At 45.2% G+C, this 14,689-nt stretch carries 14 protein-coding genes; 6 read left to right on the forward strand and 8 right to left on the reverse strand.

Annotation, left to right across the window (positions count from 1 at the left end; genetic code table 11):
• Positions 1-130: 130 nt before the first annotated feature.
• Both ppnN and xni read left to right on the forward strand, forming a co-directional pair.
• Positions 131-1,498, forward strand: coding sequence for a nucleotide 5'-monophosphate nucleosidase PpnN (ppnN, locus tag Xsto_RS05355; protein WP_099124314.1), 1,368 nt, complete (start codon positions 131-133; stop codon positions 1,496-1,498).
• A 76-nt stretch (positions 1,499-1,574) separates the two neighbouring features.
• Positions 1,575-2,333 carry a flap endonuclease Xni gene (gene xni / locus Xsto_RS05360; RefSeq protein ID WP_099108927.1) on the forward strand — a complete coding sequence of 253 codons (759 nt, stop codon included), beginning with the start codon at positions 1,575-1,577 and terminating at the stop codon, positions 2,331-2,333.
• A 38-nt stretch (positions 2,334-2,371) separates the two neighbouring features.
• Here the strand turns inward: xni and Xsto_RS05365 are convergent, their stop codons facing one another.
• From Xsto_RS05365 to Xsto_RS05400, 8 genes are all read right to left on the reverse strand, one after another.
• Positions 2,372-3,775: a TolC family outer membrane protein gene (locus tag Xsto_RS05365; protein ID WP_099124315.1), complete on the reverse strand. Its 1,404-nt coding sequence runs from the start codon at positions 3,773-3,775 to the stop codon at positions 2,372-2,374.
• A 5-nt stretch (positions 3,776-3,780) separates the two neighbouring features.
• Positions 3,781-5,118, reverse strand: a complete 1,338-nt coding sequence (locus tag Xsto_RS05370) for an HlyD family type I secretion periplasmic adaptor subunit (RefSeq protein WP_099124316.1) — start codon at positions 5,116-5,118, stop codon at positions 3,781-3,783.
• A gap of 1 nt (position 5,119) precedes the next feature.
• On the reverse strand, positions 5,120-6,919 hold the full coding sequence (locus Xsto_RS05375) for a type I secretion system permease/ATPase (protein ID WP_211284290.1): 1,800 nt from the start codon (positions 6,917-6,919) through the stop codon (positions 5,120-5,122).
• Positions 6,920-7,044: 125 nt separating this feature from the next.
• Entirely contained in the window at positions 7,045-7,362 is a 318-nt protein-coding gene (locus Xsto_RS05380; protein WP_099108930.1) for an AprI/Inh family metalloprotease inhibitor, read from the reverse strand.
• A gap of 156 nt (positions 7,363-7,518) precedes the next feature.
• The gene (locus Xsto_RS05385) at positions 7,519-8,958 is read right to left on the reverse strand and encodes a serralysin family metalloprotease (RefSeq protein ID WP_099108931.1); all 1,440 of its coding nucleotides are present in this window, start codon (positions 8,956-8,958) and stop codon (positions 7,519-7,521) included.
• A gap of 441 nt (positions 8,959-9,399) precedes the next feature.
• Positions 9,400-10,497: a 23S rRNA (cytidine(2498)-2'-O)-methyltransferase RlmM gene (gene rlmM / locus Xsto_RS05390; RefSeq protein ID WP_099108932.1), complete on the reverse strand. Its 1,098-nt coding sequence runs from the start codon at positions 10,495-10,497 to the stop codon at positions 9,400-9,402.
• The gene (locus Xsto_RS05395) at positions 10,490-10,885 is read right to left on the reverse strand and encodes a DUF423 domain-containing protein (protein WP_099108933.1); all 396 of its coding nucleotides are present in this window, start codon (positions 10,883-10,885) and stop codon (positions 10,490-10,492) included. The genes rlmM and Xsto_RS05395 overlap by 8 nt, the downstream gene beginning before the upstream one ends.
• 29 nt (positions 10,886-10,914) lie before the next feature.
• Complete coding sequence (locus Xsto_RS05400; protein WP_099108934.1) at positions 10,915-11,835, reverse strand: transcriptional regulator GcvA; 921 nt, start codon at positions 11,833-11,835, stop codon at positions 10,915-10,917.
• A gap of 428 nt (positions 11,836-12,263) precedes the next feature.
• On the opposite strand from Xsto_RS05400, the gene csdA reads away from it, so the two are divergent.
• The 4 genes from csdA (at position 12,264) to Xsto_RS05420 (ending at position 14,685) form a co-directional block, all read left to right on the forward strand.
• A complete protein-coding gene (csdA, locus tag Xsto_RS05405; RefSeq protein ID WP_099124317.1) occupies positions 12,264-13,499 on the forward strand; it encodes a cysteine desulfurase CsdA in 1,236 nt (411 codons plus the stop codon).
• 7 nt (positions 13,500-13,506) lie between these two features.
• A complete protein-coding gene (csdE, locus tag Xsto_RS05410; protein WP_099124318.1) occupies positions 13,507-13,989 on the forward strand; it encodes a cysteine desulfurase sulfur acceptor subunit CsdE in 483 nt (160 codons plus the stop codon).
• A 124-nt stretch (positions 13,990-14,113) separates the two neighbouring features.
• Positions 14,114-14,392 (forward strand): type II toxin-antitoxin system RelE/ParE family toxin, encoded by a 279-nt coding sequence (locus Xsto_RS05415; protein ID WP_099108937.1) that lies wholly within the window; start codon positions 14,114-14,116, stop codon positions 14,390-14,392.
• Positions 14,392-14,685 carry a HigA family addiction module antitoxin gene (locus tag Xsto_RS05420; protein ID WP_099108938.1) on the forward strand — a complete coding sequence of 98 codons (294 nt, stop codon included), beginning with the start codon at positions 14,392-14,394 and terminating at the stop codon, positions 14,683-14,685. The genes Xsto_RS05415 and Xsto_RS05420 overlap by 1 nt, the downstream gene beginning before the upstream one ends.
• The last annotated feature ends 4 nt before the right edge of the window (positions 14,686-14,689 follow it).

Consider the following 14,689-nt stretch of genomic DNA (forward strand, 5'->3'; position numbering starts at 1 on the left):
TAACTATGTGACTGGGGTGAACGAGCGCGGCCAACAAAGAGGCAACTTGAAAGACGAAGTGTATAGTCCCTACAAATTTCAGGTAGAACCATTATTGAGAACCCCCTATTGGGGTATAAAGGAGCCATTCTTGATTACACATGTCAGCCCGTTAGGGTCAATGGATTTACTCTCTCAGCTTGAGGTGGATACCCTTAAACGCACAGCAAGCAGTGATCTGTACCGCCTTTTCCGCAATTGCTCACTCGCCGTGCTCAACTCTGGTAGCCAGACTGATAACAGCAAAGAACTACTATCAAAACATAAAGATTTTGATATTAACGTCCTGCGTAGAGAGCGGGGAGTTAAACTGGAGCTGGTCAATCCACCGGAAGAAGCATTTGTTGATGGCAAAATTATCCGTTCTCTGCGGGCAAATTTATTCGCGGTATTGCGGGATATTCTGTTTGTTCATGCGCAGATTACCGATGCCCAAAAAGCCGACTCGCTGAATCTGAAAAATGGTATGCATATTACCAATACCGTTTTCTCTATCCTGCGCAATGCCAAAGCACTGCATCTTGCTGAAAACCCGAATATGATCGTCTGCTGGGGCGGGCATTCTATCAATGAACAAGAATATCTGTATGCCCGTAAAGTCGGTAATGAGCTTGGCTTACGGGAGCTGAATATTTGTACCGGCTGTGGAGCGGGTGCAATGGAAGCACCGATGAAAGGTGCTGCGGTCGGTCATGCGCAACAGCGCTATAAAAATAGCCGTTTTATTGGTATTACAGAACCTTCCATTATTGCTGCTGAGCCGCCCAACCCACTGGTTAATGAACTGGTCATCATGCCAGATATCGAAAAGAGGCTGGAAGCCTTCGTTCGTATTGCTCACGGTATTATCATCTTCCCCGGAGGTGTGGGAACAGCAGAAGAGCTGCTTTATCTGCTGGGGATCCTGATGCACCCGGAAAATGAAAATCAGGTATTACCTCTGGTCTTAACCGGGCCAAAAGAGAGTGCCGATTATTTTCATGTTCTGGATGAATTTATTGTCAACACTCTGGGTGAACAGGCTCGCCGTCACTACCAGATTATTGTGGATGACCCATTAGAAGTGGCCAGAGTGATGAAAACTGCGATGCCACTGGTCAAGGAAAATCGCCGTTCAACCGGTGATGCTTACAGTTTTAACTGGGCAATGAAAATCCCTCATGATTTGCAGCATCCTTTTGACCCTAACCATGAAAACATGGCGAATCTGGATTTACATCTGGATCAGTCAACGGAAAAACTGGCAGCGGCACTTAGACGGGTATTTTCTGGTATCGTGGCGGGCAATGTGAAAGAGTTCGGCATTCAGGCTATCGAAAAGCACGGGGTGTTCGAGATTCACGGTGATGCTGAAATTATGCGCCGGATGGATAGTCTGCTGGAAGATTTTGTGAAGCAGAATCGCATGAAACTTCCGGGTGGCACAGCTTATGAGCCATGTTATAAAATCATCAGATAAATAACGGCAGATTACCTGCCTCATCAAAACCCAGTGAGGCAGTCGCCAGGGAATAAGTCCACGGATGGAATAAGAAATTATGATACACCTTTTGATTGTAGATGCCCTGAATTTGATCCGACGTATTCATGCTGTGCAGGGAACGCCTTGCGTTGCCGCCTGTGAACATGCGTTGAAGCAACTAATCTCTCACTCTTCTCCAACCCATGCCGTAGCCGTATTTGACGAAGATGATCGCTACCATAGCTGGCGCCATCAGTTGCTTCCCAATTACAAAGCGGGGCGCTCGGCGATGCCGGAAGATTTACAACAGGAAATGCCGCAAATTAAACAGGCATTCAATGCGTTGGGGGTGGCCAGTTGGCATGCTGAAGGGCATGAAGCAGATGATTTAGCGGCAACGCTGGCAACCAAAGTTGCCGCTACAGGGCATCGGGTTACCATTGTTTCGACAGATAAAGGCTATTGCCAGCTACTTTCTCCGAATATCCAAATCCGTGATTACTTCCAGAAACGCTGGCTGGATTTACCTTTTGTACAGCAGGAGTTTGGAGTTTCTCCTGCTCAGTTACCCGATTACTGGGGGCTGGCGGGGATCAGCAGCAGCAAAATTCCGGGAGTTCAGGGCATTGGTCCCAAAACAGCCGTTACTTTGCTGCAACAGGCGGGTTCGTTAGATAACCTCTTCCGGGATTTGGAAGCTCAACCGGAGAAATGGCGTAATAAATTGGCGTCTGACAAAGAAATGGCCTATATCTGCCGTGAAGTTGCTTCGTTAAAAACCGATTTATCTCTGCATGGTAACTTGCAACAACTCAGGCTGAACCGTCTCTGAATCAAATTCGGGTAACGAATTCAACCAAAATTCAGGGTTCAACCAAAATAATGAGAAAGCAGCTGAATATGTTCGCTATTTAGCTGCCCTGATTCATTCAATAGCCCAATCCAAGCTTTCATATAATCATATTTCGCCTGAGAAAGCTCACGACGGGCAGTATAAAGTTGCTGCTCTGCGTTCAATACATCCACATTTACCCTCTGCCCCAACAGGACGCTTTTTTCCGTTGCCTGTACCTGCAATTCAGCGGCTTTTACCGCTTCTTCATAAGCACGTATCCGCTTCTGCCCATTAACACACCCGTTATAATGGCGACGCAGTGCATTGAGGATTTCCCCTGCCTGCGCATCCAATTCATATTTGGTCTTATCATAATTAGCCGCCGATTGACGCTCAGATGCCAATGTTCCATTGCCGTTATAGAGATTCATGGAAACACGCACGCCAATAGAATCTGTACGATATTTCTGATTGATGGTGTTGTCAGTACCGGATTTATTTTCACTATGAGAAGCGTATAATTCCAGTTTCGGCAAATATCCTGCCTGACTACGTTTAATATCCTGATATGCCACATCAATTTTCTGGCGAGCGACCGCTAATTGAGGATTTTGACGCAATGCAGCCTGTTCCCAATCGGCATAGCGTTCAAACATCAGATTTATGGTATTGAAATGCTCAACATTCGATAAACGAGTCACAGGGATATCGGTCGGTAATGGCGTTCCTACTAATAGCTGTAAGTCACGAATTGCCGCATCCAGCTCATCCCGCACAGTCAACTCATCCGCCTGAACCTGACTGTAACGGGCCTGAGTTTCTGCTATATCCGTGCGGGTTCCTTCACCGGAAGTGAATAATTTCTGATTGAGTTCCAACTGCTTTTCATAGGCCATACGCCGCTGCACTATCTGCGCCAGCCTGTCCTGCTCATACGCGACAGCAACATAGCTATTCACGACTCTGACAGCCAATAGCTGGCTGTCAGCCCGAAAACGGGCATCACTCATCAGCGCATAAGCCTTACGGGTCTGATAACGTGACCAGGCTTCGATATCGAGCAATGGCTGAGTCAGGAGCAGTACGCCGCTGTAGCTGTCATACTGCCGATCAAAACGCTCTTTAACCTGATGCCCCCTTGTATTCGGAGAACTGGATTCCATCTGCTGCCAGTTCTTTGGGGCATTCTGATAGCTAATGGATAACTTAGGTAATAACTCTGCCCGCCCGAGCGCTTTCTCTTCCTGCCCGGCTTCCTGCTCTTTTATCGCGGCCTGAAACGTTGGATCATGATGTAACGCCAGAGCATAAGCTTCCGTCAGGGAAAGTGCCCTGACCGAAGCTGAATGCAATATTGCGGGAGCAGTGATTAAAAATAACGACAGGAGCACAAAACGTTTCCTTGTATTTTTCCCTGTAGTTTGATGATGCCTTAACATTTCCACTACTCCTCGATCAGCGATGTTGATGCTCTGTCCACCAGCGGTTTGAATAAATAACTCAGCAATGAGCGTGACCCTGTTTTTACAAAAACCTCAACCGGCATTCCGGGTTTGATGTGTAAATCCGTCAGCTTCGCCATACCTTCTGGAGTCACCCGTATTCGGATCTGGTAATAGGATTCTCGGGTCACATCATCCACTAAACGATCGGCGGAAATAACCAACAATTTCCCAGTCACTTTAGGTGTACGGTTCTGGTTTAACGCCGTGAACATCAGGTCAACGTTCTGACCGATCTCAACTTTATCAATCAGATGTACCATCAGGCGGGCTTCAACTTCCAGTGCACGCTGTTCAGGCAGGATCTCCATCAATTTTTCCCCTGATGTAACAACGCCTCCCTGAGTAAAAACCTTCAGTCCGACTACCGTCCCCTCAACAGGAGCCGCAATCGAGGTATGGGATAAATCAAACTGCGCAGTTTCCAGTTTATTGTGCAGTTCATTAGCCTGAACCTGTACATCAGCAAGCTGACTACGAACTTCACGCTGATAATCCGCCTGTCGCTGAATAATCCGCTGTTGCGTTTCCTGCTGTTGCTTTTCAAGCAGCCCGATCCGTCCTGCCATCTCAGCCATACTGCCGCTTAACTCAATCTGGTTGCGCTGTAATTCCAGATAACGGTTGCGGGGAAAATAGCCTTCTTCTGTCAGTGGTCGCAGGTTTGTGATTTGTTCTTTAAGTGAAGCCTTCTGCTGCTGTTTATTTGCCATTGCCTCCCGCAATCCTTTGATCTGAACAATCACACCCTCTTCTGACTGTTTCATTCCCGCTAAGTCACTTTTCAGTATCTCTCGCCGGGAAAGAAAAAGTTGTTTTTGTAACGCCAGAATATTGTCAATCCGTGGCTCTGAAGACTGGGCCTGTAAAGACTCTGGAAAAACCAATTCATCTGCACCCTGCTGCTCAGCCAGTAAACGCGCTTCCGTTGCCAGCATGGTATGCCACTGCTGTTTCAGAGAATCAATCTGGGCATTAACCTGAACCTGACTGAGCTGAATCAATATCTGACCAGCTCTGACATGTTCTCCTTCTGCCACTAAAATCTGCCTGATGATGCCATTAGTCGGGGATTGAACAGTCTTACGGTTACCATCCACCACGACCATGCCGGAAGAAGCGACACCCTTATCGAGCGGAGCAAATGCCGCCCATATTAAAAACCCCAGAATGCCAATACCAATAACCAGCCAGCCCAATCGCAGATAACGACTTGCATCCAGCGGCAGTAATGCGGGTTCATCATGTTGAGTCTGTTTTATGTTGGTCTGTTCGGACATTTTAGCTCCCAGACAAATTCATATTATCGGCACGTTTCGCCTGTACAGGTGTTGTCTGTACTGATGCGGACTGTGCCAATGCCGCCATAACCTGCTGAGATGGGCCAAATAGTTTCGTTTTTCCCTGTACTAACAGCAAAACTTTATTTGTTTGGGAGAGCAGTGCCGGACGATGGGTAATTACCACTACCGTTTTTCCCTGTTGACGTAATTGGTTAATCGCTCGGCTCAGTGCTTTTTCCCCGATATCATCCAGATTGGAATTAGGTTCATCCAACACAACCAACGATGGATTACCATAAAGCGCCCGAGCCAACCCGATCCGCTGTTTCTGTCCGCCGGATAATCCCATACCTCCGGCACCAATCAGCGTGTCATAACCCTGTTCAAGATTGAGCACTAGGTCATGTACACCAGCCTTCTCAGCCGCTGAGATGACTTTTTCCGCATCAATATCATTAAAACGGGCAATATTCTCCGCAATCGTTCCGGCAAATAATTCAATATCCTGTGGTAAATAACCGATGTGAGAACCCAGCTCATCCTTGTTCCACTGGTAAATATCGGCACCATCAAGCCGCACCACACCTTCCTGAGCTTGCCAGACACCAACCAGCAAGCGTGCCAGAGTGGATTTTCCTGATGCGCTGGGTCCAATAACACCGAGGATATCTCCGGCTTCAAGGGAAAAGCTGATATCCTGCAAAACAGGCTTATTCTTTTCAGTGGATTTAGCGGCTTTAATTTTTCCGGGCGGAGAAGCAAACACTTTTTCTAACAACAGCGTTCCGTTAGGAGCAGGTAACGTCATTCCGCTTTTCCGCTCAGGCTGTGCTTTCAGCAAATTATCCAGCCTCTGCCATGACAGACGGGCAGCGTTCCAGCTTTTCCATGCCTGTATTAACTGTTCAATCGGAGACAACGCCCGCCCCATCAGGATTGAGCCGGCAATCATCATACCGGGCGTGATATTGCCTTCAATTGCCAGCCAGCCCCCTAAACCAAGGATCAAGGACTGTAATGCCATGCGCACTGTTTTTGTGATGGCTGTAATCGATGCAGACCTTTCACTGGCGATACGCTGAAAGTTAAGGAAACGTTCATGCAGGCTGAACCAGCGTCGGCGCAGTGCCGGTAACATGCCTAATGCTTCAATGACTTCTGCATTGCGTAAATTGGTACTGGCAAGATTAGCCGAACGCAGGGAAAGATGACTGGCCTGTGCCAGAGGAGAATGAGATAACCACTGATTCAGAACAGCCAGCGCAATCAGGATAAGCGCTCCAACCAGTGCCAATAATCCTAAATAGGGGCTGAACAGAAAAATAACGCCCAAATAAACCGGAAACCAGGGAGCATCAAAAAAAGCAAACAGTGCGCTTCCCGTCAGAAACTGGCGAATAGTCGATAAGTCATTCAGCATTTGTCCCGCATCTGTCGAACCATTTTTCAGATTAGATTCATACGATGCGGTATACACGCGCTGATTCAGGCACATATCAAACTGACTGCCGATACGGATAACAACCTGACTCCGAATATATTCCAGTCCACCGATGATGGCGTACATGCCCAGCGTAATCAGCGTTAACATCAGCAAAGTCATTGTGTTACTGGACGGCAGAACTCGATCATATATCTGAAGCATATAAATGGAGGGAACCAGCATCAGTAAGTTAATAAATGCTGTAAATAAACCGATTGTCCAGAATACTTTGCTGCGTGCACGGATAATATCCGTCATTTCACCTTTTGAATGGCGTAATTTCACAGAAATCCCTTCATTATCAGAAGACTTCATTATCAAAAGAAAGTCGCTTATTTATGTTCTTATCTTTGTCTTGTTTTCACTATCCCCAGCAAATTTCAGTTTCTCGAAAAACACTTTATTGAAAAGCACTGGGGATATTGTTTTCTTAATTTTGTTTATTCTTTACTTTTTAATGTCATAACCAGCTCTCGGCCATCGACAAGATAAGCGACCCACTCTTCAGAACCCTGACTAAAAAAAGCTAGACCATAACCCGTTGCATCCGTCAGAGTGATACCATCAGGTGCCGCACGCCAGCCTGCTACCGGGTTTCCTATCATTTTTGTCAGACAGTCGTCACTTTTCAGTGCCCAAATAGAACCTTCCGGTAAACGCACATCAGTCAGTTCGATACTGCATACCTGATGTTTATCCGTAACCTGCCAGATGCCTGTCAGTTCAGTCGGTTCAGGGAGATTCAAACTACTTGCCATACATCCTCCAATGAAAAATAAAGATACCGTTATCGATAGAGTGAAAAACTTCAATGAATTAGACAGCCTATTGATATTGAAGGAAACCAGATGTTGTTGTATCACAGCTCACCCTATAAATGGCTGCTGCCTCAAAAGAGACAGCAGCCTATCCGATTAAACGATGAAATCCATTTCAGGCGATGGCTGACCAATAATTTTCACCAGAAAATCATTTCCAGCTAATTCTCCTCCGAGACTGATAGACATATCTGTTACATCCGTTAACTCGTTATAATTCAGTAAGACTTCACCTGCTTTACCTGAGAATGAGTTAACAAACTTGAGATCGCCTTTGCTTCCGAAGTTAAATTGCGACAGGTCGATTTTGTCTTCACCTGAGACAAAATCGTGGATCCAGTCCGGGTTACTTTTCAGTGACTCTTTGCCATCCAGATAGACAAAAGTATCCTTGCCTGAACCGCCCCAAAGATGATCAGCGCCCAGACCGCCATAAATGACATCATTGCCTGCACCACCTTTCAGGATATTATCTGCGCTGTTGCCGACGATGATGTCGTCACCACTGCCACCAATCGCATTCTCAATCACCACGCCGCGTGCAATCGAAACATTACCTTTCAGGCCGCCCACATCAGAGAATGCGCCTTCATTCAGATTAATACGCTGATTCTGGGTAAAACCGGAGAAATCAAATGTATCTTCCCCGCCCGCATCCCAAACACTGAACAGCAGTTCGCTGTCAGCATCTGTTGCTGTCATAAAATCGCGGTCGGTATTGGAGTTGAAGCCATATACGGTATCACCTTTACGGGTTTCCATATTGGCACCGTACAGAGCCTGAATAGCAGTAATATCATTCAATAATGGCGCTGATGAGTAATTCCCCTGAAAATCCTGACCTGTGAATTTCTCACTGAAATAACTCATTACGGTATAAGCACGGCTATCTTCGAAATATTGGCCGACATTAGGATAAGTTGGTCTTACTGCGTCAGAGGCATCATAATCAGCAGGATGTTCCAGACCCAGAGTATGCCCGATTTCATGAACAAACGTCTGTCGTCCGTAGCCATTTACACCGATATCATTCGTTTTGAAAGTATGGTTTTGCGCGTTGTACCAAGAATACGTTGTATTTTGTCCTCTTGGTAAAGTGGCAAAGGCATAATCGCCATTCGTACTATAATCAAAGAAACCAAAAGTGATATTAGCATCGGAAAGTTTGCTGACTTCCGTAAATTTTATATTGGCAACATCAGACCAAGATTGTAATGAAAGTCTGGCGGCTTCTTTTTGTTCCGAATTAAAAGCCCGGAAGTCTGAAATATCAAACCTAGGCATAATAGAAGGTGCTGTTTTTAAAAAATGATAGGTTAATTCTAATGTGCCGGAAGAGCCGACTTTATTATTCCCCCAATGGAAGTTGGTCCGCAAAAGCTCATCTGGGGCCTTATCCCCTAAAGGCTTATGAATAACGCGGATATTTAGATCAGAGTTTGGAACGTAGGCTGATAATAGTGATGTCACATCCTGTACAGAGTGAGAGTTAGAGTCGGATAACCCCGTATAGGTATATTTTTTCTTTGAGGTCATATAAATCTCCTGTAAAAAAAGACTCATAGTTTATGCCCCGCAATTTCTATAATAGCGGGTATATAAGTTTATTATTCTTCCTAAGCAAGTTATTAGAAGCAAAACTCTTGGATAAAATAACGTCAGTTTCTGGCTGTGTAAAAATGATTGATACATCATTTTAAGTTATACATTAAACATATTTAATTTCCATGTCTAATTATTAATTTGAAAATAAACGATTGCGTTAACAAAAAAGAATCTTTCTTTATTTATTAAAAAATACATCTTTGTATATATGAAATTAATTCAAATAAAGAGTTAACTTAGGTGAAAATTTCTTGTGATTTTAAATTTAGAAAAAAGAAAGATAAAAAATGCCCCGGTTATGTAAAAAATCAAATAACCGGGGCATTTTCAGATTGTTTAAGAGGTAACTACCGGAAAATAGGAGGCGTTCAATTAAAAATCACGATACATTGCATAAGCAGACCAAATGCGACGAACGTGTACGGTGATTTCTTCACGATCATGATATAAGTGTTTTGCCTGAATCTGGGCATTAACCCCACTTTCTTTCAATTGAATCTCAATTTTTTCCAATATATGAGCCACTTCTTCATAACGTTTTTTCATCGGCAATTTAAGGTTGAAAATTGCTTCACGGCACCAGCTTTTAGCCAGCCAGTCAGTCATAAGCTGGGCAACTTTCGCCGGTTTTTCCACCATATCGCAGACTAACCAATAAATATTTTTTACCGATGGTTCAAACTTGAAACCATCAACACGATGGTGTTTAACCTGACCGGTATCCATCAGGCTCTCAGCCATTGGCCCGTTATCTACGGCATGAACGATCATGCTGCGTTTCACTAGCTGGTAAGTCCAGCCTCCCGGACAGGCTCCCAGATCCACAGCATACAAACCACTATCAAGACGCTCTTCCCATTCGTCATAAGGGATAAACATATGGAAAGCTTCTTCCAATTTCAGCGTCGAACGGCTTGGTGCATCTGACGGGAATTTCAGACGCGGGATACCCATGTAAAAACGCGAGTTATTATTACTGTAAGAATACCCTACATAACAACATCCTGGGGCAATGAAAAAGACATGAATGACCGGACGACCGGGATTTTCTTTTGCCAGCAGGAGCTTTTCTTGTCTCATCGCATTACGCAAAGGAACTGTAAATTTACGGCAGAATTTCATCAATTCCTTACTTTCATTGGTATCCGGTACTTCTACGCGCAATTCACCTGCACGTTCAATAACACCGCTCAGCATGCCAATGATAGGCGTGATACGATCTTCCTGAGGTAAATCTTTCAGCAATTCACCCACAACCAGCATCTGGCGGGCAAAAATGAACTCACGGAATGGGATTTCACGGATCAGGCGATCGGCATCATCATGCTGATAACACTCGAACAGCACATAACCGCTGTTTTCTTTCACGCGGGCAAAACCGTAGATTTCTTTCTGCCCGGCTTTATGCGTAATTTCTGCCGCGCACTCTTTTTCAAACCCGGGGCGGCAATATAAAGCAACTTTATTCATGGCTAAGCGCCGATTTCCTTAGACGCAGAGCGCCAATTAATACACATAACCAACCGATGAGAAAACTGAACCCACCAATTGGTGTCAGATAAACCAAAAATTTTAGCGGTAAAAAGGCCAGACAATAAAGACTGCCACTAAACAGGATGATCCCGGCTACAAAAAATATTCCTGCCCGGCTAAATAACATCACGGGTTGCCTTATCAGTACAGCCGCCAGCGCCATCAATGCCAATGTATGTAACCCCTGATATTGCAGGCCGGTATGAATCCACTCTATTTGCTTCGGTGTCAGCACCGATGCCAGAAGATGAGCTCCCATCGCTCCAAAGGCCACGTAGAAGAAGCCACTTATTCCGGAAAAAACAAGCATTGCACGGCTATTCATTGCGCTGCTCCTGCTCTCATTCGTTAATGTCATTCGCTTGTAATAAAGCCAAGTCTTTCCTGTTCGCTCGCAGCTTGTGTAAGTACCCATTTACGAAAAGCTGCAATCTTGCCCAATTCTGCCTGATTATCCTGACAAACCAAATAAAATGCATTCTTGCTGACCAGAACATCATTAAACGGGCACACCAGACGCCCTGCATCAATTTCATTTTGCGCCATCACATTATTGGCAAGCGCTACGCCCTGCCCATGTACCGCAGCCTGAATCACCATAGCACTATGGCTGAATATCGGCCCCTGCTGGACATTGATCAACTGCTGCATATCAAGCTGGCGAACGTAGGCCTGCCAGTCGCGGCGGGAAGAATCATGCAACAAAGTATGATTAACAAGATCTGCCGGTGTTTTCAGCGGTCGCTCACCCATTAATAAAGAAGGTGAACAAACAGGCAGTAAGTATTCAGGATAGAGCTTGTCTGTCCGCAACCCCGGCCAGTTTCCCCGCCCATAGAAAATAGCGACATCAACATCATCTGCCAGTTTATCTTCTTCCCGATCCACGGCCTGAATCCGCACATCAATCCCCGGAAAGCTCTGATTAAAACCAGAAAGCCGTGGCACCAGCCACTGAATAGCAAAACTGGGAGAAAGGCTGACCGTGAGTGCACCTTTGGCACTACGGGCCTGAAGTTTCCGGGTCGCTTCATTAATGGCGGTGAATATTTCTTTAATATCCAGATAATAACTTTGCCCCTCTTCCGTCAGCAACAAAGAGCGGTTGCGACGACGAAAAAGTTTCAGCCCCAGAAAATCCTCCAGACTTTTCATCTGATGACTGACAGCAGCCTGAGTAACAAATAATTCTTCTGCCGCTTTAGTAAAACTTAAATGACGTGCAGCAGCATCAAAAACTCGTAACGCATTGAGTGGTGGTAAACGTTTGGACATGTTGGTTTCTTATATAGTGGTTACGATACCGGTAACTCTTTTCTCTCAGGTATTAGTTTTTGTAATCCGAAGCATTATAATTTGTCCATTGATGATATACCAGCAAATCCCTATAGTGTGCGCACTTCCTAAGCCGGAACGAAAAGTAGCTCTGTCGCGGGCAAATTTGGAGTGATACAAATTTGCAGCAATACATAGGTACTTTTGGCTTTGTGGTTGTGATGTTGTGTTTGCAAGTTGTCTGGGAAACCAGACTTTGTAGTGTATGCTACAGTTTATTTTTCACTTCCTGTACATTTACCCTGTCTGTCCATAGTGATTTTTTTATGCACCGCAATTGCGGTGCTTTTTTTCGCTGCTTTGCTGTAAAATCCCTCCAACCTGATTAAAGAAAATTAATTCTTTTACGACTCTAATTAACATCATTTATGAAATCCTTTGATTCAGAAAAATTTCGCTGCCAGTTTCCTGCCCTACAGCCATCCTCTGAGTTTCCAGAACCGGCAGTATTTCTGGACAGTGCAGCAACTTCCCTCAAGCCCGCGTGTATGGTTGAGGCAACTCAATGCTACTACCAGAATCACAGTGCGACAGTTCACCGCAGCCAACACGCAACGGCACAAGCAATGACAGAGCGCTACGAACAGGCACGTTCTTTAGTAGCTGAATTGATCAGCGCCCCACAACCGGAAGATATTATCTGGACAAAAGGCACCAGCGAAGCCATTAATCTGGTTGCACAAGGGTACTTTCGTTCCCGCTTATCAGCGGGTGATGAAATTATCGTCAGTGAGCAGGAACATCATTCCAACCTGCTGCCGTGGCTGATTCTGGCAGAACAGACCGGCGCTAAAGTTGTAAAATGGCCGATTGGCACAAATAAACAAAAACGATACCAACCAGAAATTGATACGCTGGCAACACTGCTCAATGAAAAAAGCCGGCTGGTTGCGATTAGCCAGATGTCAAATGTCACCGGGGCTGCGGTCGATTTGGAACAGGTCACCTCCCTCGCTCATCAATATAACTGTCTGGTACTGGTTGATGGCGCTCAGGGAATTGTGCATTCACCTGTTGATGTACAGCGTTCAGATATCGATTTTTATGCTTTTTCCGCTCATAAACTCTATGGCCCGAATGGATTGGGGGCACTGTATGGCAAAGGAACATTACTGAATGCAATGTCCCCATGGCAGGGTGGCGGAAAAATGCTGACTCAAGTTTCTTTCGACGGCTTCACTCCAGAAGCCGTTCCTTATCGTTTTGAAGCAGGCACACCGAACGTGGCTGGTGTTATTGGTTTCGCGGCTACTCTCGACTGGTTAAAAACTGTCGATATTCCACTTGCCGAATCCTATGCCGTTGCCCTGACTGATTATGCAGAGCAACAACTGAGTGCGATACCGAGCTTTACCAGCTATCGCTCAACGGGTTCCAGTCTGCTGGCTTTCAATATTGCCGATATACATCATAGCGATCTGGCCATGCTTATTGCTGAACAGAATATTTCCCTGCGCTCAGGGCAACACTGTGCTCAGCCTCTGCTTGATGCATTAGGGATAGACGGATGCCTACGGGCTTCATTTATGCCTTATAACAATAGGTCAGATGCAGATAAATTAGTCAGTGCGGTCAAATTCGCCCTGTCACTGCTTGAGGATTAAATAACTGATGACATCACTTTCAACCCGAATACCGTCAACATCTATTGTTGCTCCGCATCCATTCGGAACCGAAATTACAGAGCAGCAGTTGATGGAAACATTTGAGCAATGCCGATTGTGGGAAGATCGCTACCGGCAGCTTATCGGGCTTGCCAAAAAACTACCGGCTCTGCCCGATGAGCTGAAACAACAACAAATTGAAATCAAAGGCTGTGAAAACAGGGTTTGGTTAGGGCACCAACTACTTGCTGAGAACCGCCTGCATTTTTACGGTGATAGTGAAGGCCGTATTGTAAAAGGCTTGCTGGCTTTTATCCTGACCATAGTGGAAGGAAAAACACCGGAACAGGTCTTGCAGACACCATTAATCGAACTATTTCAGCAAGCAGGCCTTAAACAACAACTCAGTGGCTCACGAGTTAATGGTGTCAAATCCCTGATTAACGCTATACAGGAAATCGCCCGTACTTATCAAAGTGGTACTTTATAGTATATTTCGCTGCTGGATCTGATGTTTTACCAGCATTTCCTATAATTGATTACTGAAAAAGTGTTGCGTCAGATGATACAGGGATATACAGTGCTCCTTGTAGCGCAACAGGGAGCATTGAGGTATGATCAAAAGCTTCAAACATAAGGGATTGCGTTTATTTTTTGAAACGGGAAAGACATCTGGCATTAACTCCCAACATGCCAAAAAACTCAGGCAGAGACTTGCGGTGATTAATGATGCAGAAGTTATCGGGGATATTAATTTACCCGGATACAGACTACACCCACTAACTGGTGATAGAGAAGGTCAATGGTCGGTTACTGTGTCAGGGAATTTGCGTGTGACATTCGAGTTTATTGATGGTGACGCATATATTGTTAACTATGAGGATTATCACTAATGAAGATGTTTAACCCCCCTCATCCCGGTGAAGTTATTGCCGATGCTTTAGAAGAGTTAGGTTTAGGTATTCGTGACCTTGCTAGAGCATTAAATGTTGCACCTTCTACAGCCCAGCGGCTCGTAACATGTAAAGCATCTGTGACACCAGAGATGGCCGTTAAATTATCTAAAGTTCTCGGTAGTAGCCCCCGGCTGTGGTTGAAATTACAAGAAACTTATAGCCTTGATAAGGCAGAAAAGACCGTCGATGTTTCAAAATTAACACCGTTATTTACCCCAGTTAATTATTAGTAGA

This window comes from Xenorhabdus stockiae, assembly GCF_002632825.1.
Lineage (GTDB): Bacteria > Pseudomonadota > Gammaproteobacteria > Enterobacterales > Enterobacteriaceae > Xenorhabdus > Xenorhabdus stockiae.

Excerpts from the sequence above, each read along its gene's own strand:
- Xsto_RS05365 (WP_099124315.1), bottom strand. The coding sequence starts at position 3,775 with ATGTTAAGGCATCATCAAACTACAGGGAAAAATACAAGGAAACGTTTT.
- Xsto_RS05370 (WP_099124316.1), bottom strand. The coding sequence starts at position 5,118 with ATGTCCGAACAGACCAACATAAAACAGACTCAACATGATGAACCCGCA.
- Xsto_RS05375 (WP_211284290.1), bottom strand. The coding sequence starts at position 6,919 with ATGAAGTCTTCTGATAATGAAGGGATTTCTGTGAAATTACGCCATTCA.
- Xsto_RS05380 (WP_099108930.1), bottom strand. The coding sequence starts at position 7,362 with ATGGCAAGTAGTTTGAATCTCCCTGAACCGACTGAACTGACAGGCATC.
- Xsto_RS05385 (WP_099108931.1), bottom strand. The coding sequence starts at position 8,958 with ATGACCTCAAAGAAAAAATATACCTATACGGGGTTATCCGACTCTAAC.
- rlmM (WP_099108932.1), bottom strand. The coding sequence starts at position 10,497 with ATGAATAAAGTTGCTTTATATTGCCGCCCCGGGTTTGAAAAAGAGTGC.
- Xsto_RS05395 (WP_099108933.1), bottom strand. The coding sequence starts at position 10,885 with ATGAATAGCCGTGCAATGCTTGTTTTTTCCGGAATAAGTGGCTTCTTC.
- Xsto_RS05400 (WP_099108934.1), bottom strand. The coding sequence starts at position 11,835 with ATGTCCAAACGTTTACCACCACTCAATGCGTTACGAGTTTTTGATGCT.
- csdA (WP_099124317.1), top strand. The coding sequence starts at position 12,264 with ATGAAATCCTTTGATTCAGAAAAATTTCGCTGCCAGTTTCCTGCCCTA.
- csdE (WP_099124318.1), top strand. The coding sequence starts at position 13,507 with ATGACATCACTTTCAACCCGAATACCGTCAACATCTATTGTTGCTCCG.
- Xsto_RS05415 (WP_099108937.1), top strand. The coding sequence starts at position 14,114 with ATGATCAAAAGCTTCAAACATAAGGGATTGCGTTTATTTTTTGAAACG.
- Xsto_RS05420 (WP_099108938.1), top strand. The coding sequence starts at position 14,392 with ATGAAGATGTTTAACCCCCCTCATCCCGGTGAAGTTATTGCCGATGCT.